This window comes from Mycobacterium scrofulaceum (assembly GCF_002086735.1).
Taxonomy (GTDB): Bacteria; Actinomycetota; Actinomycetes; order Mycobacteriales; family Mycobacteriaceae; genus Mycobacterium; species Mycobacterium scrofulaceum.
On sequence record NZ_MVIJ01000001.1, the window covers coordinates 439,775 to 461,036 of the forward strand.

The 21,262-nt window shown below is 68.6% G+C and carries 19 protein-coding genes and 1 pseudogene; 10 read left to right on the forward strand and 10 right to left on the reverse strand.

Annotated elements, in window-relative coordinates; genetic code table 11:
- The first annotated feature begins 45 nt into the window (after window positions 1–45).
- Window positions 46–1,761 carry an NAD-binding protein gene (locus BST44_RS01890; protein ID WP_083174683.1) on the forward strand — a complete coding sequence of 572 codons (1,716 nt, stop codon included), beginning with the start codon at window positions 46–48 and terminating at the stop codon, window positions 1,759–1,761.
- Window positions 1,762–1,765: 4 nt separating this feature from the next.
- On the opposite strand, the gene BST44_RS01895 is transcribed toward BST44_RS01890, so the two are convergent.
- Window positions 1,766–2,644: an LLM class flavin-dependent oxidoreductase gene (locus BST44_RS01895; protein ID WP_083174768.1), complete on the reverse strand. Its 879-nt coding sequence runs from the start codon at window positions 2,642–2,644 to the stop codon at window positions 1,766–1,768.
- Window positions 2,645–2,714: 70 nt separating this feature from the next.
- Here BST44_RS01895 and BST44_RS01900 point away from each other — a divergent pair, with 70 nt between their 5' ends.
- Window positions 2,715–3,128, forward strand: a complete 414-nt coding sequence (locus BST44_RS01900; RefSeq protein ID WP_083174769.1) for a VOC family protein — start codon at window positions 2,715–2,717, stop codon at window positions 3,126–3,128.
- 99 nt (window positions 3,129–3,227) lie between these two features.
- A complete protein-coding gene (locus BST44_RS01905; RefSeq protein WP_083174685.1) occupies window positions 3,228–3,617 on the forward strand; it encodes a VOC family protein in 390 nt (129 codons plus the stop codon).
- 18 nt (window positions 3,618–3,635) lie between these two features.
- Here BST44_RS01905 and BST44_RS01910 read toward each other — a convergent pair whose 3' ends face one another.
- The 3 genes from BST44_RS01910 to cysD all read right to left on the reverse strand — a co-directional run bounded on the left by BST44_RS01910 (window position 3,636) and on the right by cysD (window position 7,030).
- The gene (locus tag BST44_RS01910; protein WP_083174686.1) at window positions 3,636–4,121 is read right to left on the reverse strand and encodes an Rrf2 family transcriptional regulator; all 486 of its coding nucleotides are present in this window, start codon (window positions 4,119–4,121) and stop codon (window positions 3,636–3,638) included.
- 129 nt (window positions 4,122–4,250) lie between these two features.
- Window positions 4,251–6,101, reverse strand: coding sequence for an adenylyl-sulfate kinase (gene cysC / locus BST44_RS01915; protein ID WP_083174688.1), 1,851 nt, complete (start codon window positions 6,099–6,101; stop codon window positions 4,251–4,253).
- Entirely contained in the window at window positions 6,101–7,030 is a 930-nt protein-coding gene (gene cysD / locus BST44_RS01920; RefSeq protein WP_083174689.1) for a sulfate adenylyltransferase subunit CysD, read from the reverse strand. The genes cysC and cysD overlap by 1 nt, the downstream gene beginning before the upstream one ends.
- Window positions 7,031–7,228: 198 nt before the next feature.
- On the opposite strand from cysD, the gene BST44_RS01925 reads away from it, so the two are divergent.
- The gene (locus tag BST44_RS01925; protein WP_083174691.1) at window positions 7,229–7,660 is read left to right on the forward strand and encodes a PaaI family thioesterase; all 432 of its coding nucleotides are present in this window, start codon (window positions 7,229–7,231) and stop codon (window positions 7,658–7,660) included.
- Window positions 7,661–7,668: 8 nt separating this feature from the next.
- On the opposite strand, the gene BST44_RS01930 is transcribed toward BST44_RS01925, so the two are convergent.
- Window positions 7,669–8,160 (reverse strand): beta-class carbonic anhydrase, encoded by a 492-nt coding sequence (locus tag BST44_RS01930; RefSeq protein ID WP_083174771.1) that lies wholly within the window; start codon window positions 8,158–8,160, stop codon window positions 7,669–7,671.
- 191 nt (window positions 8,161–8,351) lie between these two features.
- Here BST44_RS01930 and BST44_RS01935 point away from each other — a divergent pair, with 191 nt between their 5' ends.
- From BST44_RS01935 to BST44_RS01950, 4 genes are read left to right on the forward strand one after another with little or no spacing between them, the layout of a single operon-like run.
- Complete coding sequence (locus BST44_RS01935) at window positions 8,352–9,329, forward strand: ABC transporter permease (RefSeq protein ID WP_083174772.1); 978 nt, start codon at window positions 8,352–8,354, stop codon at window positions 9,327–9,329.
- Window positions 9,326–10,252: an ABC transporter permease gene (locus tag BST44_RS01940; RefSeq protein WP_083174693.1), complete on the forward strand. Its 927-nt coding sequence runs from the start codon at window positions 9,326–9,328 to the stop codon at window positions 10,250–10,252. Before BST44_RS01935 ends, BST44_RS01940 begins: the two co-directional genes overlap by 4 nt.
- On the forward strand, window positions 10,249–12,087 hold the full coding sequence (locus BST44_RS01945; protein WP_083174694.1) for an ABC transporter ATP-binding protein: 1,839 nt from the start codon (window positions 10,249–10,251) through the stop codon (window positions 12,085–12,087). Before BST44_RS01940 ends, BST44_RS01945 begins: the two co-directional genes overlap by 4 nt.
- Complete coding sequence (locus BST44_RS01950; protein ID WP_083174774.1) at window positions 12,080–13,747, forward strand: ABC transporter family substrate-binding protein; 1,668 nt, start codon at window positions 12,080–12,082, stop codon at window positions 13,745–13,747. The genes BST44_RS01945 and BST44_RS01950 overlap by 8 nt, the downstream gene beginning before the upstream one ends.
- Here BST44_RS01950 and BST44_RS01955 read toward each other — a convergent pair.
- The 3 genes from BST44_RS01955 to BST44_RS01965 all read right to left on the reverse strand — a co-directional run bounded on the left by BST44_RS01955 (window position 13,734) and on the right by BST44_RS01965 (window position 18,846).
- Window positions 13,734–14,975, reverse strand: coding sequence for an alpha/beta hydrolase (locus BST44_RS01955; RefSeq protein WP_083174696.1), 1,242 nt, complete (start codon window positions 14,973–14,975; stop codon window positions 13,734–13,736). The two genes, BST44_RS01950 and BST44_RS01955, sit on opposite strands and share 14 nt — an antisense overlap.
- Window positions 14,976–15,073: 98 nt before the next feature.
- Window positions 15,074–17,698: an AAA family ATPase gene (locus BST44_RS01960; protein ID WP_083174697.1), complete on the reverse strand. Its 2,625-nt coding sequence runs from the start codon at window positions 17,696–17,698 to the stop codon at window positions 15,074–15,076.
- Entirely contained in the window at window positions 17,695–18,846 is a 1,152-nt protein-coding gene (locus BST44_RS01965; protein ID WP_083174699.1) for a metallophosphoesterase family protein, read from the reverse strand. Before BST44_RS01965 ends, BST44_RS01960 begins: the two co-directional genes overlap by 4 nt.
- A 451-nt stretch (window positions 18,847–19,297) precedes the next feature.
- Here BST44_RS01965 and BST44_RS01970 point away from each other — a divergent pair.
- Window positions 19,298–19,606 (forward strand): annotated as a pseudogene (locus tag BST44_RS01970) (HNH endonuclease signature motif containing protein); the annotation flags it as partial.
- A gap of 17 nt (window positions 19,607–19,623) precedes the next feature.
- The gene (locus BST44_RS01975; RefSeq protein WP_142274330.1) at window positions 19,624–20,124 is read left to right on the forward strand and encodes a SixA phosphatase family protein; all 501 of its coding nucleotides are present in this window, start codon (window positions 19,624–19,626) and stop codon (window positions 20,122–20,124) included.
- A 1-nt stretch (window position 20,125) separates the two neighbouring features.
- Here BST44_RS01975 and BST44_RS01980 read toward each other — a convergent pair whose 3' ends face one another.
- Entirely contained in the window at window positions 20,126–20,668 is a 543-nt protein-coding gene (locus BST44_RS01980; RefSeq protein WP_083174700.1) for a DUF3558 domain-containing protein, read from the reverse strand.
- Window positions 20,665–21,222: a DUF3558 domain-containing protein gene (locus BST44_RS01985; RefSeq protein ID WP_083174702.1), complete on the reverse strand. Its 558-nt coding sequence runs from the start codon at window positions 21,220–21,222 to the stop codon at window positions 20,665–20,667. The genes BST44_RS01980 and BST44_RS01985 overlap by 4 nt, the downstream gene beginning before the upstream one ends.
- Between the last annotated feature and the right edge of the window lie 40 nt (window positions 21,223–21,262).

Sequence of the window (21,262 nt, forward strand, 5' to 3'; positions counted from 1 at the left end):
AGCAGAGGTGGGGGTTATGCCGGACGCCCGAAAGCGTGCATAACCATGCGCGGCCACATCATCGTCAGCGGTGACGACGCGCTGGCGACCACGATTGTCGAGGAGCTCAACAACGCCGGCGTGCACATCGTCAAGGTCCGAACGGCCGGCGAACTCGACACCGTCGGAGTCACCCGCGCCCGCGCGGTGATCTGCGTCGGGGACGACGACGCGACAAACCTCGAAATCGCCCTGCTGGCAAGGAAGGCCAACCCACGCGTGCGGGTGGTGGCGCGGCTGGCCAACGACGTGTTGCGCACGGCGATGGCCGCCGACAAGCGCCCCGGCGCGATCCTGGACGTCGCCGACCTGGCCGCGCCCTCGGTGGTCGAGGCATGCCTTGCGCACACCGTGCACCCGTTCGAGGCGGCGGGCATCGAGTTCGTCGTCTCCGGCGCCGAGTCCCCGCGGGACGCGACACTGCGGGAGATCTACGGCGACCTGGCACCGGTGGCGGTGATTCACGGCGAGGACTGCGCCACCCCGGGGGAGGTGGTGTCGTGCCCGGGGCGCGACCTGTCGATACACGCGGGCGACTGGACGGCGATGATCGGCACCGCCGAGGAGTTGGCCGCGCGCGGCATCAAGGTTCCCCGGCCCACCGTGACGCACTATCGCCTGCTCCGGCTGCGGCGGGCGCTCGACGGGGTGCGCGCCCTGCGCGACGACGTCAACCCGATGTTCGCGCGGGCCGTGCTGGCCGCGGCCTGCCTGCTGGTCGGCTCGACGGTGATCCTGCGCTTCTCGTATCAGCCGCGCCCGAAGATGACGTGGCTCGACGCGCTGTACTTCAGCACCGAGACGATCGCGACGGTGGGTTACGGCGACTTCAGTTTCCTCCACCAGCCCACCTGGCTGCGGCTGTTCAGCATCATGTTGATGTTCGCCGGCGTCACCACCACGGCGCTGCTCGTCGCGTTCATCGCCGACCTGCTGTTGTCGCGGCGGTTCGCCCATTCGGTGGGGCGTCGCCGGGCGCGCCACCTGCGCAATCACGTCATCGTCGTCGGCCTCGGCTCGTTCGGCAGCCGCGTCGTCGCCGACCTGCGGTCGGCCGGATACGACGTCGCGGTGATCGAGCGGGACGAGAACAACCGCTACCTGTCCACGGCGGCCGACCTGGACGTTCCGGTGATCTTCGGCGACGCGACGCTGCGCCAGACGCTCGAGGCCGCCCGCGTCGACCATGCCCGCGCGGTGGCGGTGCTGACGCAGGACGACATGGTGAACATCGAGACCGGGATCGTGCTGCGCGAGATGCTGAGTCCGCGGGTCAAGCCCGAAACCGTCCGGCCCGACGTTCCGCTCGTGCTGCGCGTCTACGACCGCGAGCTGGGGGCCGCCGTGGCGCAGCGGTTCGGATTCGAGAACGTCCGGTCCACCGTCGAACTGGCCGCGCCGTGGTTCATCGGCGCCGCGATGGGCCTGCAAGTGCTGGGCACGTTTTCCGTCGGGCAGCGTTCGTTCATGATCGGCGGAATGCACGTTGCGGCCGGCAGCGAACTGGATGGGCTGAAGATGTTCGAGCTGTCCACCCAGACCCGAGTCATCGCGATCACCCGGCAGGACGCGCCCGTGGAACTGCACCCGCGGCGCGACGCCTGGCTGCGCGGCGGCGACACGGTGTACCTCGTCGGCCCGTACCGCGAGTTGCTGGCGACGCTGCGCAAGGGGCAGCCTCCCCAGCAGCCGGCCGCGGGCGACGAGCGCGCGAGCGCCTAACCAGCTAGATCTTGGCCGCCACGTCCGCCGCGCGGCTCAGCTGGTCGACGTCCGAGCTGGTCGGGATGAGCTGCACCTCGTGGGTGCCGATGTCCTCGAACCTGCGCAGCACGGCCAGCAGCTCGTCCTCGGTGCCGGCCCAGCCGGTCGTGGGCGCCATGGCGTCGACGTACTCCGCCGGGATCCAGTTCATGTAGCGCCGGAGATGGCGATGCACCTGGGCCCGGGACTGTTCGGGCGACCCGAACGCGAACCAGAACGACGTCACCAGGTGCGGCTCGCCCTTGCCCGCTTGCGCCCACGCGTCGCGCGCGACGTCGAACAACTCGTTTTGCTTGGTGACGTCCAGGTCCAGCGTGGTCCCCGCCAGCCCCGCCGCCCACGTCGCGGCGCTGCGGATGGTCTTCGGCCCGATGCTGCCCACCAGCAGCGGCGGGCCGCCGGGCTGCACCGGGGCAGGCCCGACCGGCAGCACCGATTCGGTGAGCTTTTCGCCTGCCCATACCCGCTTCATCACGGCCACCCGGTCGGCCATGTCGCGCATGGTCTGGGTCGCCGGATCGGCGCCGACGGCGTGGTAGTCCTCGTGCCTGCCACCCACGCCGATACCCACGCTCAGCCGCCCACCGCAGAGCATGTCGCCGGTGGCAAGGGCCTTGGCCAGCATGACGGGGTCGTGCAGCTGCGGCACGATCACGGTCGTCAGCAGCCGCACCCGGCTCGTCCACGCGGCCAGGGCACCCAGCAGGGTGAGGTTGTCCGGGTTGTCGAACGCGATCCGTTCGCCCCAGCACAGCGACGAGAACGGACCGCCGTCGATCGCGCGGGCCCAGTTCTCCAACAGTTCCGCGTCCAAGTCCGGCTCCATCACCGGCAGCGTCATCGCAATCCGCACGACGGCGATTCTGGCATGGCGGCCGACATCGGCTGCCTCCAGTGGCAGCATGGAGCAGGTGGGCTTCACCAGCAGTTCCATCGCACACGTCCGCCTCACCGTGACCGATATCGAACGGTCCCGGCAGTTCTACGAGAGCGTGTTCGGTTGGCCGGTCCTGCTGGAGGTGCCCGACAACGCCGACGAGGCGACCCGCAACCAGTTGAGCTTCCTGTTCGGTGGTGTCATCTATGACCTCGGCGGCACGCTGCTCGGACTGCGGCCCGTGGCCACCGACCGCTTCCACGAGGATCGCGCCGGGCTCGACCACATCGCCTTCCGAGTCGCCAGTAAGGACGAATTGGACTCCGCCGCAGCGCATCTCGACGAGGTTGGCGTGGCTCACGAGCCGGTGAAGGACATCGGGCCGTCGTACATCCTGCAGTTCCGGGACCCGGACAACATCGCGCTGGAGCTCACGGCACCCAAGTAGTTGTGGCGGGAGTAGTCGTGGCGGGCGTGCGCAGAATGACAGCGGATACGGCGTGTCGGCGGGCGAACACGCGCGCTCGCTGAGGGGTAAAGAGGAACTATGCCGATCAGTTTCAACCACACCATCGTCGCCTCCCGCGACAAGCACGAGTCAGCGCAGTTCCTCGCCGAGTTGTTCGGCCTGCCGGAGCCAAAGCCGTTCGGCCACTTCATAGTTGTCCAACTCGAGCATGGCGCCAACCTGGATTATGCGGACGCCCCCGACGGCGCGGAGATCCCTCGACAGCACTACGCCTTCCTGGTGTCCGAGGAGGACTTCGACACGATCTACGGCAAGATCTCCTCCCGCGGCCTGCAGCACTGGGCGGACCCGGGTGCCAAACGCCCCGGCGAGATCAACCACAACGACGGCGGGCGCGGGGTGTACTTCCTCGACCCGTCCGGCCATGCCATGGAGATCCTCACCCGCCCGTACGGGTCGGGGAGCTGAAGCCGCGGGCCGTGGCGGCTATTCGCCGGCGCGCGGTGTGCCGTGCCGCGCGCTCTCCTGGGTCCGGTAATCGTCGGCGAATTGCGCGACATGCCTGGGCAGGCTGTTGGCGGCGACGTCGGCCAGGGTCGTCTCTTCCAGCACCGAGCGCATGCTGGCACGCAGCGCCCGCCAGACGTCGGTGAGCGCCGCCGTGGGCCCCGAGTACGGCAGGTCTCCCAGGCCGATGTCGCGCACGCTCGCCAGCGGCCCGTCGATGCAGCGCAACACGTCGGCGATGCTGATCTCGTGTCCGGGACGGGCCAGTTCGTAGCCGCCCTCGCGGCCCCGATGGCTGCGCACCAGGCGGTCGGTGCGCAGGTTGGTCAGGATGTCGACGAGGAACTGCGGCGGGATGCCCTGCGCCTGAGCCAGGTCGTCGGTTTTCACCAACGTCCCGTGGGGGACCGTGGCGAGCTGGACCATGGCCCGCACCGCGTACTCCGCCTTCGCCGACATGCGCACTCTCAGGATTGTGCCACTCGCTGGGCGAATTCCTGCGCAGCCCGGCGACGATGCGGTCCGCGCCGCGGACCGAGGTGGGGGCACCACCCGCTTGCGGGGGCAAGCCGGGCAATCAGACAGAGCCGTGCGTTAAGCCCGCGATTCGAGCAGATCCACCACGCGCTGCGCCTGCTCCTCGACGCTGCGGTCGGGCGTCAAGCGCAGGTCGGGATCGGCCGGCGGTTGATACGGGCTGTCGATCCCGGTGAAGTTCGCGATCTCGCCCGCGCGCGCCTTGGCGTACAGCCCCTTCGGATCCCGCTGTTCGCACTCGTCGAGCGGGGTGTCGCAGAACACCTCGATGAAGTCGAAGCCCGCGGCGGCGTGCACATTACGAGCCATCTCGCGCTGCTCGGTCAGCGGGCTGATCGCCGGCACCAGCACGACGTTGCCGCAGTCGGCGAGCAGCGCCGCCACATGCGCCAGCCGGCGCAGATTCTCGGCGCGGTCGGCCATGGAAAAGCCCAGGTCGGCGTTCAACCCGTGCCGCAGGTTGTCGCCGTCGAGAACGTAAGCGGCGATGCCTCTTTCGAGCAGCATCTGCTCGACCAGCATCGCCACCGAAGACTTGCCGGAACCGGATAGGCCGGTGAACCACACCGTCCTGCCCCGAGGCCGTGCCGCCGCGACGGCCGATGACTTGTGCCGCACGGTGTTCGGGCTCGCCGTCTGGGCCGAGACGTCGCGCAGCACCATGCCCGCCGCCACGGTGCCGTTGCTGTGCGGGTCGATGAGGATGAACGAACCGGTACTGGCGTTTCGGGTGTACTCGTCGAGCAGCAGCGGCACCTGGGTACGCAGCGAGATACGGCCAAGTTCGTTGAGCTGCAACGCCGTCGCGGTCTTGTCGCGATGCAGGGTGTTGACGTCGAGCCGGTAATCCAGCCCGGTCACCCGCGCACGGGTGGTGCGGGTGGTGTGCTTGATGACGTATTCGCGGCCGGGTTCCAGCGTGGCGCCGTCGGCCATCCAGCACACGGTCGCGTCGAAGTCCTGCGTGACCCGGGGATGGTTGTTGGTGCGGGCGATGAGATCGCCGCGCGAGATATCGATATCGTCGGCCAGGCTCACCGACACCGCCATCGGCGGAAACGCCTCTTCCACTGGACCGTTTGGGCCCTCGATCGCGGTGATCCGGGTGGTCTTACCGATCGGCAGGACGACGACTTCATCGCCCGGACGCATGACCCCGCTGGCCACGGTGCCGGCGTAACTGCGGTGGTCCTGGTGCTCGCGGGTGTGCGGCCGGATGACGTACTGGACGGGGAACCGCACGTCGACCAGGTTGCGGTCGCCGGCGATGTAGACCTCTTCCAGGTGCGACAGCAGCGCCGGGCCCTCATACCAGGGCGTCTGGTCCGACTTGTTCACTACGTTGTCGCCGTGCAACGCGGAGATCGGAATGGTGGCCACGTCGTGCACGTCCAAACGCGCTGCGAAGGCGTGGAATTCGTCCCGGATCGCCTCGAATTTCTCCCTGTCCCAGCCGATCAGGTCCATCTTGTTGACGGCGAGCACGACGTGCTGAATGCCCAGCAGCGAGGCCAGGAAGGCGTGCCGGCGGGACTGCTCGAGCAGGCCGTGCCGGGCATCGACCAGGACGATGACCAGTTGTGCGGTCGACGCGCCGGTCACCATGTTGCGGGTGTACTGGATGTGCCCAGGGGTGTCGGCGATGATGAATTTGCGCTTGGGAGTGGCGAAATAGCGGTAGGCGACGTCGATCGTGATGCCCTGCTCGCGCTCCGCACGCAGGCCGTCGGTCACCAGCGCCAGGTCCGTGTAGTCGTGCCCACGGTCCTTGGAGGTTTGTTCCACCGCCGCCCACTGATCCTCCATGACGGCCTTGGAGTCGTAGAGCAGGCGTCCGATCAGTGTGGACTTGCCGTCGTCGACGGAACCCGCGGTCGCGATGCGAAGCAGCGTCGTAGGTGTGGCCATCAGAAATACCCCTGCCGTTTGCGGTCCTCCATGCCGGCCTCCGAGATCCGGTCGTCGGCCCTGGTCGCGCCCCGTTCGGTCAGCCGGGACACCGCGGTCTCGGCGATGACCTCGGCCACCGTCGCGGCCTCGGATTCCACGCATCCGGTGCAGGTGACGTCCCCGACGGTGCGGAAGCGCACCGTCGCCTCGAACACCGGCTCGTCGTCGCGCGGCTGCATGTGCCGGTCGACCGCGAGCAGCATGCCGTCACGACGAAACACCTTGCGCCGGTGGGCGTAATAGATCAAGGGCAGAGCGATGTTCTCCGCGCCGATGTAGGACCAGATGTCGAATTCGGTCCAGTTGGACAGCGGGAACGCCCGGATGTGCTCGCCCTTGTGGTGCCGGCCGTTGTACAGGTTCCACAGCTCGGGCCGCTGTGCCTTCGGGTCCCACTGGCCGAACTCGTCGCGGAAGCTGAACACCCGCTCCTTGGCGCGCGCCTTCTCCTCGTCGCGGCGCGCCCCGCCGAACGCCGCGTCGAATTTGTGCTCGCGGATGGCGCGCAGCAACGTCACGGTCTGGATGGAGTTGCGGCCCTGTTTCGGCTCGACGACCCGACCGGCGTCGATGTCCTCCTGGACCGAGGCGACCACGAGGCGCACCCCGTGTTCGGCGACCAGTTCGTCGCGGGTGGCGATCACCTCGTCGAAGTTGTGCCCGGTGTCGACGTGCATCACCGGGAACGGCAACCGCCCGGGCCGGAATGCCCGCAGCGCCAGGTGCAGCATGACGATGGAGTCCTTGCCGCCCGAGAACAACAGCACGGGCCGCTCGAACTCGGCGGCAACCTCCCGGATGATGTGGATCGCTTCGGCCTCCAGCGAGCGCAGATGGCTCAACTCGTACTGGCCGGCGGCGGGGCCCGCCTTCAGATCGCTGGTCATAGCTCCCTCGGATCAACCTGACCCTCTTAAACCTGGCAGAGTCGGTCAAGTTTAGTAATTTTGCCCACTATAGCACCAGCTAACACCGGTCGTGTCAAGTGGGGCGTCCCCATGGCGCGGTCGCCGGCCACCGGACGCATCGGGTCAAGTGCGGGCGCGAACCTTTCCCGCCGGTGCCCGGTGCGAAAGCATGGGCGGATGCCTTCTGACTCCGCACCAGCCGGCCCCAGCGGCCGCGACGTCATCGCGCAGTTCCTCCCCCAATCACCGCTCGTCGCGAAGTTGGGAATCGTTGCCGACCGGCTCGACGAACGCGAGGTCCGGCTGCGCCTGCCGTGGGACCCCTCCAACGTGACCATCGGCGACATGATCCACGGGGGCGCGATCGCCACCCTCGCCGACGTCACCGTCATGGCGGCGGCGTGGTGCGGCGCGCAGGCACCGCCGGAACTGCGGGGCGTCACCATATCCATGGCGTTGGACTTCATGGCTCCCGCTCGGGCGACGGACGTCATCGGCGTCGGCCGGGTGTTGCGGCGCGGCCGGTCGCTGGTCAACTGCGAGGCCGAGATCCTCGACGGACAGGGCCGGCTCGTCGCGAAGGCTCTGGCGACCTACAAGATCGGCTAGCAGGTCGGCTAGAGAGTCACTTCCTCGAGTTTGCCCGTCGTGATGTCGAAGACGAACCCGCGCGCGGATTCGTGTTTGGTCACGAACGGGCTGGCCTCGATGCGGCGCAGCGACTGCCGGACGTCCTCGGCGGGGTCCGGGAACGCCTCGGCCGCCCACGCCGGCTTCAAACCGGTCTCCTCTTGAATGGCGCGCTTGAAGTCGTCGTCGGTGAAGGTCAGCATCCCGCAGTCCGTGTGGTGGATCAGGATGATCTCCCGGGTCCCCAATAGCCGCTGACTGATGGCCAGTGAGCGGATCACGTCGTCGGTGACGACTCCGCCGGCGTTGCGGATGACATGTGCCTCGCCCTCGTTCAGGCCGAGGAGGCGGTACACGTCGAGCCGGGCGTCCATGCATGCGACGACCGCGACATGTTTGGCCGGCGGCATCGGCAGCGGCCCGCTGAAGGTGCTCGCATATTGGGCGTTGTTGGCCAGGTAATCCTCGGTAACCGTCACGCAAGCCTCCTCGGAAGTTTCGCAGCACGGGATCGCTGCCTGCATCGGTGCCGCGGTGGATGTTAACAACGGGCCACCGATCATTGACGCATGAAAATCAGCCGGATCACAAGGATCCGGCCGCCGCACCGGGCCGGCACGGGCTGGGATCGTTAACCTGTCCCAATGCGGGACGGGCGGTGCGGTCGGCGATGATTCGCTTCTTGGCGCGCCGGCTGCTCAACTACGTGGTGCTGCTGGCGCTGGCGTCGTTTCTGACGTTCTGCCTCACGTCGGTGGCGTTTCGGCCGCTGGACAGCCTGTTGCAGCGCAGCCCACGGCCGCCGCAGTCGGTCATCGACGCCAAGGCGCACGCGCTCAATCTCGACAAGCCGATCCCGATCCGCTACGCGCAGTGGGCCTCGCACGCGGTTCGCGGCGACTTCGGAAAGACCATCACCGGACAGCCCGTCGGTGCCACGCTCTGGCGCCGCGTCGGAGTCACCCTGCGGCTTTTGGTCATCGGATCGTTGGCCGGGACCGCCCTGGGCATCGCGGCCGGGGCGTGGGGGGCCATCCGCCAGTACCGGCTCAGTGACCGCCTCGTCACGATGGTGGCTCTGCTGATCCTGAGCACCCCGACGTTCGTCATCGCGAGCCTGTTGATCCTCGGTGCGCTGCGGGTGAACTGGGCCTTGGGCATGCAGCTGTTCGACTACACCGGAGAAACCTCGCCGGGCGTGGCCGGCGGGTTCGGGCACCACCTGATGGACCGGTTGCGGCACCTGGTCCTTCCCACGCTCACCCTGACTTTGGCGGCCGCCGCCGGATACAGCCGTTATCAGCGCAACGCGATGCTCGACGTCCTGGGCCAGGATTTCATTCGCACCGCGCGCGCCAAGGGGCTGACCCGCAGGCGCGCGCTGATCAAGCACGGGCTGCGCACGGCGCTGATACCGTTGGCCACCCTGTTCGCCTACGGGGTGGCCGGCCTGGTCACCGGCGCGGTGTTCGTGGAGAAGATCTTCGGCTGGCACGGCATGGGCGAATGGCTGGTGCAGGGCATCGCGACGCAGGACACCTACATCATCGCCGCGATCACGCTGTTCTCCGGAACGGTGGTGCTGCTGGCCGGCCTGCTCTCCGACGTCTTCTACGCGGCCCTCGACCCGAGAGTGCGGGTGTCATGACGTCCGATACCAAAGTTGATGGCGCTCAGGGTATCTCGTCGCCGAAGGCCTCCGAGTTCACCTCACGCCGCACCCTGGTGTTGCGCAGGTTCATGCGCAATCGCTTGGCGGTCGCGGCGCTGACGCTGCTGGTGCTGCTCTTCGTCGGCTGCTACGCGCTGCCGGCGGTGCTGCCGTATTCCTACGACGACCTTGATTTCGGCGCGCTGCTGCAACCGCCGAACGGCCGACACTGGTTGGGCACCAACGCGCTGGGCCAGGACCTGCTGGCGCAAATCCTGCGGGGCATGCAGAAGTCGATGCTGATCGGCGTGTGCGTGGCGGTCATCTCGACCGGCATCGCCGCAACCGTGGGCTCGGTCGCGGGCTATTTCGGCGGCTGGCGGGACCGCGCGCTGATGTGGTTGGTGGACCTGTTGTTGGTGGTGCCCAGCTTCATCCTCATCGCCATCGTCACCCCGCGAACCAAGAGCTCGGCCAACATCCTGATGCTCGTCCTGCTGCTCGCCGGGTTCGGCTGGATGATCAGCTCGCGCATGGTGCGCGGCATGACCATGAGCCTGCGTGAACGCGAATTCATCAGGGCCGCAAGATACATGGGCGTGTCCAGTCGGCGGATAATCCTGGGCCACGTGGTGCCCAACGTGGCCTCCATCCTGATCATCGACGCCGCCCTCAACGTCGCTTCGGCCATCCTCGCCGAAACCGGGCTGAGCTTTCTCGGCTTCGGCATCCAGCCCCCCGACGTGTCGTTGGGCACCTTGATCGCCAACGGCACCCAGTCCGCCACCACCTTCCCGTGGGTGTTCCTGTTCCCGGCGGGCGTGCTGGTGCTGATCCTGGTGTGCGCCAACGTGACCGGTGATGGCTTGCGCGACGCGCTCGACCCCGGCAGCGGCATGTTGCGGGCCGGCGCCCGGTGAGCGCGCTGCTCGAGGTGACCGACCTGGCGGTCACCTTCCCGACCGAAGGCGAACCGGTGACCGCGGTGCGCGGCATCAGCTACAGCGTCGGCCCGGGCGAAGTCGTGGCCATGGTCGGCGAATCGGGTTCGGGCAAGTCGGTTTCGGCGATGGCGGTGGTGGGTCTGCTGCCGGAGTACGCGCGGGTGCGCGGCTCGGTGCGGTTGCACGACACCGAGCTGCTCGGCCTGGGCGACGACGCCATGTCGCGGTTCCGCGGCAAGGCGGTCGGCATGGTGTTCCAGGACCCGATGTCGGCGCTGACGCCCGTCTACACCGTCGGCGACCAGATCGCCGAAGCCATCGAGATCCACCAGCCGCAGGTGGGCAAGAAGGCCGCCCGCCGGCGCGCGGTGGAACTGCTCGAGCTGGTCGGCATCGCGCAGCCCGAACGGCGTGCCCGCGCCTTTCCCCACGAGCTGTCCGGCGGCGAACGGCAGCGGGTGGTCATCGCGATCGCGATCGCCAACGACCCGGACCTGCTGATCTGTGACGAACCGACCACTGCGCTGGACGTCACCGTGCAGGCGCAGATCCTCGAGGTGCTCAAGACGGCGCGCGACATCACCGGCGCCGGCGTGCTGATCATCACCCACGACCTGGGTGTGGTCGCCGAGTTCGCCGACCGGGCGTTGGTGATGTACGCGGGCCGGGTCGTCGAATCCGCCGGAGTGCACGACCTTTACCGCGATCGCCAGATGCCCTACACCGTCGGGCTGCTGGGCTCGGTTCCGCGGCTGGACGCCGCGCAGGGCACCCGGTTGGTGCCGATCCCCGGCGCACCGCCGTCGTTGGTGGGGCTCGAACCGGGCTGCCCCTTCGCGCCCCGCTGCCCGCTCGTCATCGACGAGTGCCGCACGCAGGAGCCGGCCTTGCTCCCGGTGGGTGTCGACCATCGGGCGGCCTGCATCCGCACCGACCTGGTCAACGGCCGCACCGCCGCGGACATTTACGGCGTCAACACCTCCGCTCGTGGCGAGGAGGCGGGCGACTCGTCGGTCGTCGTGCGGGTGCGCGACCTGGTCAAGACCTTTGCCTTGACCAAAGGTGTGGTGTTACGCCGCACCGTCGGGGAGGTCCGCGCCGTCGACGGGGTCAGTTTCGAGTTGCGGCAGGGCCGCACCCTGGGCATCGTCGGCGAGTCCGGCTCCGGCAAGTCGACCACCCTGCACGAGATTTTGGAGTTGGTCGCGCCGCAGTCGGGTTCGATCGAGGTGCTCGGCGCGGACGTGGCGACCCTGACGGCGTCGCGACGGCGATCGTTGCGCCGTGACATCCAGGTGGTGTTCCAGGACCCGGTGGCGTCGCTCGACCCACGCTTCCCGGTGTTCGACCTTCTCGCAGAGCCGTTGCTGGCCAACGACTTCGGTAAGAGCGAGACCGACGCGCGGGTCGCCGAGTTGCTCGACACCGTGGGGTTGCGCCGGGCCGACGCCACTCGTTATCCCGCCGAGTTCTCCGGCGGCCAGAAGCAGCGCATCGGGATCGCGCGGGCGCTGGCCTTGCAGCCCAAGATCCTGGCGCTCGACGAGCCGGTCTCCGCTCTCGACGTCTCGATCCAGGCCGGCATCATCAACCTGCTGCTCGACCTGCAGGAGAGGTACGGGCTGTCGTATCTCTTCGTTTCGCACGACCTTTCGGTGGTCAAACACCTCGCGCACCAGGTGGTGGTCATGTATGCCGGCACGATCGTGGAGCAGGGCGACAGCGAGCAGGTGTTCGCCAACCCGCAGCACGAATACACCCGGCGGCTGCTGGGTGCCGTGCCACAACCGGACCCGGGCAGACGTGTCTAGGCGGCTGGCGGCCGCGCTCCTCGCCGTGGCGCTCGCGGCGTCCGGGTGCTCACCGGCGATCAGCCTGGTGCCCGAAACCGGCCAGAACGCCGAGATCGGCACGACCAGCGATATCAACCCGCAGGATCCCGCCACGTTGCAAGACGGCGGCAGCCTGCGGCTGGCGCTCAGCGATTTCCCGCCCAACTTCAACATCCTGCACATCGACGGCAATTCGGCCGAGGTCGCGGCCATGATGAAGGCGACGTTGCCGCGGGCGTTCGTCATCGGCGCGGACGGCTCGACGACGGTCGACACCGACTACTTCACCAGCGTCGAGCTGACCGGGACGACGCCGCAGGTGGTGACCTACACGATCAACCCCAGGGCGGTGTGGTCAGACGGCACGCCGATCACCTGGGAAGACATCGCCAGCCAGGTGCACGCCTTGAGCGGCGCCGACAAGGCGTTCGAGATCGCCGGACCCGGCGGCGCCGACCGCGTCGCGTCGGTCACCCGCGGTGTCGACGACCGGCAGGCCGTCATGACGTTCGCCAAGCCCTACGCCGAGTGGCGCGGGATGTTCGCCGGCAACGGCATGCTGCTGCCCCGGAGCATGACGGCCACCCCCGAGGCGTTCAACACGGGTCAGCTCGACGGGCCGGGCCCGTCGGCCGGCCCCTTCATCGTCACGTCGCTGGACCGGACCACCCAGCGGATCGTATTGTCGCGCAACCCGAAATGGTGGGGCGCCCAACCGCGCCTGGACAACATCACCTACCTGGTGCTCGACGACGCCGCGCGGCTGCCGGCGTTGCAGAACAACACCATCGACGCGTCCGGCGTCGGCACCGTCGACCAGTTGACCATCGCGCAGCGCACGAAGGGCATCTCGATCCGGCGTGCCCCGGCCCCGGCGTGGTCGCACTTCACGTTCAACGGTGCGCCCGGGGCCATCCTGGCCGACAAGGCGCTGCGCCTCGCGGTGGCCAAGGGCATCGACCGGCGCACCATCGCCAAGGTGGTGCAGTACGGCCTCACCAGTGATCCGGTGGCGCTGGGCAACCACATCTATGTCGCGGGGCAGAAGGGTTATCAGGACAACAGCTCGGTCGTCCCCTACGACCCGGACGAGGCCAGACGCGAGCTCGACGCGCTGGGCTGGCGGTTGAACGGTCAGTTCCGCGAGAAGGACGGGCGCCAACTGGTCATCCGCGACCTGTTCTATGACGCCCAGGGCAGCCGGCAGTTCGCCCAGATCGCGCAGCACAGTCTCGCGCAGATCGGCGTCAAGCTGGAACTCGTCGCCAGGGCCGGCAGCGGGTTCTTCACCAATTACATCAACGTCGGCGATTTCGACATGGCCCAATTCGGTTGGCTGGGGGACGCTTTCCCGCTGTCGGCGCTCACCCAGATCTACCTGTCGAGCGGGGAGAGCAACTTCGGCAAGATCGGCGGCCCGCGGATCGACGCGGCGGTCGAGCGGACGCTCGAAGAGCTCGACCCCGGCAAGGCGCGGGCGCTGGCCAACGATCTCGACAAACTCATCTGGGCAGAGGGGTTCAGCCTGCCGCTGACCCAGTCGCCCGGCGACGTCGCGGTGCGCAGCACGCTGGCCAACTTCGGCGCGGCCGGCCTCGCCGACCTGGACTACACCGCCATCGGTTTCATGCGCGGCTGATCCGGCGCAGGCGCGCCGGGATCGGCAGCGCGCCCTCCACGGTGGCGGCCAACCCGATGACTTTCCAGAGCAGGCGCAGCTCGGGGCGCGCCGGAAGCGCGTCGAGCGCGGGTGCTTGCGCGGCGAGGCCGTCGAGTTCGCCCCGCCACGCCGCGCGGGCGATGGCGATCGCCGCGGGCTCGCGAAAGTCGAGCGCGCTGTGCGCCATGGTGGGCAGCTTCAACAGGACCGCGTGCGGCAGCAGCGAGGCGACCCGCTCCGCGACGGCCGGCGGGGTGATGAGGTCGCGGCCGCCGGAAACCACCGCGGTGGGCCAGCCGAAATGCGGCATCTCGGCCACCAGGTCGTAGGGCTCGTCCTCGAATGTCGCCGTCTGCGTGCGCGCTTCGCGTTCGGCGACGGCGGGGTCGAGCGGCAGCCCGTCGGGCTCGGCCCCGTAGTCGAGTTCGCGGAACGCGATGCGGCTGACCAGGTCCTCCTCGTAGCGATACGGCAGGTTACCCAGGGTGGTGAACCGGGACATCGCCCACCACAACAGCTTTCGACCATCCAGCAGCAGGTCGAGTTCGCGCTCGAGCAGGTCGGCGCCGCCATAGCCGTAAATCGTCGCCACCACCTGGGTGGCCGCCGGGGTCATCACACCCGCGTCGACGAGCTTGCGCATTTTGGGTGCCAGCGCGGCGGTTTCGGGGCTGTCGCCTCTGAGTAGCAGCCGACGGATCGCGCGGCGCACGATGACAACGTCATGCCGGGACAGCAGCGGCGAGTCGAGGATCATCGCCCGCACGCGGGCCGGGTGGCGCACACCGAAGCCGGAGGCGATGTAGGTGCCGTACGACGCGCCGTAGATCACGGCCGAATCGACGTGGGCGTCGTCGAGCACGGCGGCGATGTCGTCGACGACCTGGTTCACGGTGATCGCCTCGGGCGGCAGATCCGCGCCGGAATCGTCGTGGCGTGACATGCCTACTCCGCGGTGTTCGATCATGATGACGTCCAGGCCGGCGGCGGCCGCGCGGCGCCGCAGGCCTTTGTACATCTGAATCGACGCCACCCCGGGGCCGCCCGGGATGATGACGACGGGATGGGCCGACTTCCGGCCGGTGCGCACGTAGTACAGGTCGAAGTTTTCGGGGTTCCCCGGCGAGACCGGGCGGCGCACCGGCCGCACGCCCGGCAGCGCCGCGAGCTTCTCCTGCACCCGGCGCCGCTTCGCATTCATCGTCATCGGTGTCGGCCCGCCATGGACCCATTCTGCCGGGCCGGCCGGCGGGCACCGCGGCGCCGGTCCACACGCGGCGGTCGACGCAGCTCAGCGCGTTCGAGTTAGGCGCTGAGATCGATGCGGTGGGCGCCCTTGACGCCGTCGTAGCGGTCGGGACTGCAGGTGAGCACGATCACCTGGCCGTGGGTGCCCACCGTGTCGAACACCTCGCCCATCTTCGCCAACCGGTCGGGGTCGGTGAATCCGAGCGCGTCGTCGACCACGACCGGGACGGCGTCCTCCTTGGCGACCAGGGCGGCACCGGCCAGCCGGGCCAGGATCCCGAGTTGTTCCTTCGCCCCGCCCGACAAGGATTCGTAGGGCACCGTGACGCCGTTGAGCGTGCGGCTGCGAATGCACAGGTCGCTGTCGATGTCGACCTCGAATGTCGGCCCGAACACCGGGCGGCCGAGCCGCTGCAGTTCCGCGCGATACGGCTCGACGTAGCGCTGTCGGGTGGTGTCACGGTGGCGGGTCATGACCGTACGCAGCAGCCGCGCCGCGCGGGCGCGGCTGCCGACGCGGATGTGGTCGCTGGCGGCGTGCTCACGTTCGGTTTCCGCGGCGTCGAGCTTGCCCTGGCGCCCCTCGCTGCCCATCACCGAGAGTTCGATGGTGATCTCACGCAACGCGCGCGCGGCCTCTTCGTAGCGCTCGCGGAGTTTCTCCATTTCCTCGGTGGCAGCGGTCAATTCGTTGTGCACCGCGTCCGGATTCGCCGCCCTCAGCGCGCCGGCCAATTCGGTGTGGCGATGTTCGGCGGCCGTCGCCGCTTGCAGCGCCGCATCCGCCGAGGCCGCGAGATCGTCGTCGCCGGCCGACTCCCGCTCTTGGGCCAGCCGCTCGGTGGCTGCGGTGAGCTCGCCGCGTTGCGTCTCCAATGCGTTCTGAAGAACGGTTGCGCGAGTGGCCAACTCGGTGAGCCGGGCGGCGGCGCCGGCCGCGTTGCGACGGCGGTCCTCGCACTCGCCCCTCGCGGCCAGGTGCATCGCCTCGAGCGCATCGAGTTCGTCGCGCGCGGCTCGTGCGTCGGTCGCCGCGTCGGTCGCCGCGTCGGTCGGTTGACCGGCGCGCAGCTGCGCGAGCCGCGAACGCAGTTGGTCGATCCCCTCGTCTCCACACAGGCCCGCCAGGGTGGCGCCCAGTTGGTCACGGCTGCCCTGCAGTTCGCGGCGCCGCCGATCGGCGGACCGAGCGGCCGCGAGGTCGGTCACCCGACCTGCTTCTAACGCCACGGCCAGCTCTTCCTGTGCGGCAACGTATTTCGCCTGTACGTCGATTGTCGTCGCACCCGGGGTGATCCGCGCGGTCAGGACCCCGGGTACCTGGACCGCGGTGGGTCCGGTCGTCGTGACGGACCAGGTTTGACCCGCGGACAACGACACTCGCTGGTCTCCGATGGCGAGCTCGATGTCCGCCGCGGCGGTGAACTCGACCGCCGCGGATGTCGACGCCAACTGGTCGCCGATTCGATCGACCGTGGCCGCTGCGTCCTCGATTCGCCGCAGCAACTCCTCGCTGATGGCGATGTCGCGCAGTGCGACGCATGCCTGGTCGTGGTCGCGCTGGGCGGCCTCGATCTTGGCCAAGCGGGCGCTCAACCGGTCGGCCTCCTCGCGCTCGGCGAGCTGCGTGACGACGCGGCGGGCGGATTCCGCGCGGCGCTGCAGGTCCGCAAGGGCCTCGGTGGCCTCCTGAGCCGCGGCGTCCGCGGCCTCGGCTTCAAGGTGCGCCGCCGCGCGAGCGTCGGCCGCTTCGTGCGCCTGGGCCTCGCCGGCCGAGACCGCGGCCGTACGGGTGTCGATCTCGGCGAGTAGTTGCAACCTGGAGGTGTGGGCGGTCGCCGCGGCCGCGCTCGTCGCCGCCGCGGCGGCGGCGATCAACTCGGCCTCGCGCGCCTGACCGGTCAGCTCGGTGATCTCTTCCGCGGCCTTTTGGGCAGCGGCGAGCCGGGGTTGGGCGTCGATGCGCTGTTGCGACAACTCGGCCACCTCTTCAGTCAGGACGGCGTGCCGAGACACCCGCTCGTCGACCTCGGCGACCGCCGCCGCACACTGGGCGACCGCGGCCTCGGCGTCGGCCAGCCGGGCGATCACCGCCGCCCATTCGCCTGTGGGTCGCCCGGTGGGGGTGAAATAGCGCCCGTATTCGGCGTCGATTCGTTCGATGAGCAACGGCTCGGCGCCGGACAGCGCCCCGGTGTCGCCGGCCGCCACATCGAGCGCGCGTGAGAGCGCGTCGCAGCCCGACAAATCCACCGCGGTGGTCGACGCGGACTGCAGCACTCGCTGGGCATGCCACAGATCGCTGTCCACCGTCTCGGCCAGCATCGCGCGGACCCGCTCGTGCGCCTCGTCGCCGGTGAGTTGCTCGCGGTGCGGGGCCTGAATCGTCAGCTCGGTTTCACACTTCTTGTGGAACCGTTTGCGATAAATGAATCGGTAAGGGCCGCAGCTCAATTCGGCGCTGACCTCGGATCCGACGTCGATGTTGGTGGGCTTGACCTGCTTGACTTCCTTCTTCGTCGAGCGATCCCTGCATTCCAGCAGCAGGTCGAGGGCTTCGATCATCGACGACTTGCCGATCTCGTTGGCGCCGCACACCACGACGACGCCGTGGTCTGGGAACTCGATCTCCCGGTGGGCGATGCCGCGGTAGTTGGTCAGGATCAGCCGGTGCAGTTTCATGCGGCGCCCCGATCCGTGAGGCGGAGTAACAGCGCCAGCGCCGCCTGCGCGTCGACGGCGGTCTCCGAGTCCCCCTCGCGCGCGGTCGCCACCAGCTCGTCGACCGCCGCGGCGGCGAACCCCCCGATGCCGAGGTCGCTGAACTCGCCGTCGGCGGGAATGACCGCGAGGTCGGTGCGGCGTTCCCACAGCCCGAGCCAGGCGTATAGCCGCGCGTACTTGTCCAGACAGGCATCCAGCGCCGCGCGGTCGGTGACCGTCAGAGACCCGGTGAGCGCCAATCGCACAACGGTGCGGTCCTTTTCGGTCATCAGGTCGAGGTTCAGGTCGAGATCGGCGATGTCGCGGCGGGTGTCGACCTGTCGGTGCATGGTGACGAACCGCCAGCGGCCGACGTGCCGCGATTCCACGGTTGCGGCGCGGCGGGGGTCGGCCTCGTCGATGTCGACGACCAGCACATGGCCCGGGTCCGATTCGACGTCGTCGAAGTTGGTGACTTCGGGCGAACCGGAATACCAGACCCGGCCGCTGTTTCCGACGTCGGTGCGTGAGTGCTTGTCCCCCAGTGCGACATAGTGCACAGTGCCGGTGGCAAGCGCGTCGTCGAGCGTGGCGAGCCGGATCAAGGAGGGTTTGTCGCGATCGGGGTCCAGGACGTCGACGCCGCCGTGCGCGACCAGTATCCGGGTGACCGGCTCTGGTGTCAGGCCTTCTAGGACGTCGGCGACGAGGTCGGTGGTCGGGGCCTTGGAACGCCACGGCGCGGCGACGATCTCCAGCCCCGGCCTCACCTGGTGGACGCCGGCCCGGTCGAGCACCATGACGTTGTCGGGACGTTCGGCGGTGAACAGCGCGCTGGTGTACACCGAGGAGGCGTCCAACGGATCGTGATTGCCGGGTAGCAGGTAGACCGGAATCCCGATGGCGCGCATGGCTTCCAAGGACTGGCCGACAACCTGCGGGGGAAGCTGATTGTGCTCGAAGACGTCACCGGAGACCACGACGAACTCGGCGCCCACCTCAACCGCCAGCGCACCCAGGCCGGCAACCGCGTCACGCCGGGCAGCGGAGTACCGCGGCTGGGCATCACCGGCGAGGAAGTGCCGGGTCATGCCGAGCTGCCAGTCGGCGGTGTGCAGGAATCGCATGGCGGCGGCCCCCTTTCGAAGTGCGTGGTCACCAGGGCATGGCGAGCTTAAGTCCGCGCACCGACAAGACGCGGGACCTCGCCCGGCAGGTCTCCGAGCGGCTATTTTGGGGTCGTTCGGGTGCGTGGCCACAAGCGCCGCAAGAACTTGCCAGACTTTTTGCGCGAGCGTGAATCTGTGGTGATTTCTGGGGGCGTTTTTGACGGTGGGGGTGGCTAGTTTGGCGGTATGAGTCCCAGTGGTCATCCCGAGGTCGAGGCGGTGTTCGACGACCTTGATGCGGTCTTGGCTCGTGTCCGCGGGTTGCCGGTGGGCGCGATGACCGTCGGGCAGCAGCTCGGGATGCTGCAGCGTTCCGAGCGGGTCCGCCGCCAACTGCCGGCGCTGGAACATCCGGTATCAATTCCCTGGCCTGCCAGGTCACCCCCGAAGAGCTCGGTGGCACGCTGGCGCAAAAGACCGCGGCCGCACCGCCCCGGGCTGCACCGTGCCCGGCTACTACTCCGAGGTCCACCACGTCACCGACTACGCCACCTGCCGGCGCACCGACATCGACGGCCTCACCTTCGCCTGCGGCCCGCATCACCGCCTGCTCAAACCCCACGGCTGGACCACCCGCACAAACACCAGCGGCGACACCGAATGGATCCCGCCCCCACACTTGGATCGCGGCCAGCCCCGCACCAACACCTTCCACCACCCCGAGAAACTGCTCCGCGACCGCGGCGATGGGGACGACGATGACGACGCCGCCGCGTAGGGGTTAGCGTGACTCCCGTGGGAGACCAGCGCACGTTGCTGTTGATGCGTCACGCGAAATCCGACTACCCGCCCGGCGTCGCCGACCACGAGCGGCCGTTGGCGCCGCGCGGGATTCGTGAAGCCGGCCTCGCCGGCGAGTGGTTGCGCGCCAACGTCGCGGCGGTCGACGCGGTCCTGTGCTCCACCGCGACGCGCACCCGCCAGACGTTGGCCACCACCGGCATCGAGGCCCCGGTGCGGTACAGCGACCGGCTCTATGGCGCGACGCCCGGCACCATGATCGCGGAGATCAACACGGTCGGCGACGGCGTTCATACACTGCTCGTCGTGGGCCACGAGCCGACGATGTCGGAGCTGGCGCTGGGCCTGGCCGGCAGCGGGACCGACGCCGTTGCGACCGAACGGATTTCGGCCAAGTTTCCGACGTCAGCCATCGCGGTGCTGAGCTTCGCGTCCGAGTGGAAGGCGCTGGAACTCGGTCGCGCCGCCCTGATCGGGTTCGAGGTGCCGCGCTGACCTACGAGTTGGTCGCCAGGGTCAGTTCCATCAGCTTGAGGGCCTGACCGCAGGCGTCGATGCCGGGCGCCTGGGGGTTGACCCACCATCCGACCACGCCGGCCGCGTCGCTGGCCACCCCGCAGGCGCCGTTCGGGTCGTCCGGGCGCATCACGATCGAATCGATCCCGGCGATGTTCCGCGTTTCGACCTTGTACTTGAGAAAGTCGGCGACCTTGCGTTCGTTGCTGAGGCTGCCCTGCTCGAACCAGAACCGGGTGATGTCGATCAGCCCGGCGGGGTTGGCCGCCTGCCACCGACAGATGGCGCCGACGAACGTGCTTTGAATGTCGAGCGGGTCGGCGCCCACGGTCTTGGCCAGGATGTCGCTGGTGAGCACCTCACATTCCTTGAGCAGGTTCGGATACTGCTGTTGGGAGTTGTTGTTCCGCGTCGGACCGCCCGCCTTGACCGCGGTTCCGCCGACGGACCGGGAGCAACCCGTCACCAGCACCAGTCCAACGACCAACATGGCGACAACCGCGCGGAGCTTGCCCCTGGTCATTTCGAGTTCGCAATCGACTGACGCGCCAGCTCTTTGGCTATGTCGCATGGCGGCGGGAATGGCTTTTGGCTGAAGCTGATCGACCATTCGATGAAGTCGTCCTGGAATTGGATGCCCACCTCGCACAGCGAGTCGCCCAGGTTCGGCTCGTTTCCGATCGCGATGAACCCGCCGTGACCGTTGATGTTGATGTCGTCCACGCTGGCCCGCGACAGTTCCTCCGTCTTGCGTTCGCGCCCGATCGGGCTGCCGCGATACCAGGAAAAGGAGAAGTGCGGGCCGAGGATGCCGCCGCCGGCCAGCCATTGGCAGCCGACGGAGTTGCGGGCGGTGTTGATCAGTCCGGTCACCTTCGTCAGCTCCGCCACCGTCTGGTCGCTGACGCCGCCGCACTGGGGGAACATCGGCCCATGGTGACCCTCCGAGTTGCCGGGCGCCGACGAGGACGTCGCTCCCGGTTTGTTGCTGCCGGAATCGGAGCAGGCGGCGACCGCGGGGGCCAGGGTCAGCACGGCTGACGCCGCGACGGCCAGCGCCTTCGAGTTACGCCCCACCGCTACCCTGCTTTTGCTCAGCCTGCTCCCGGTCCACACG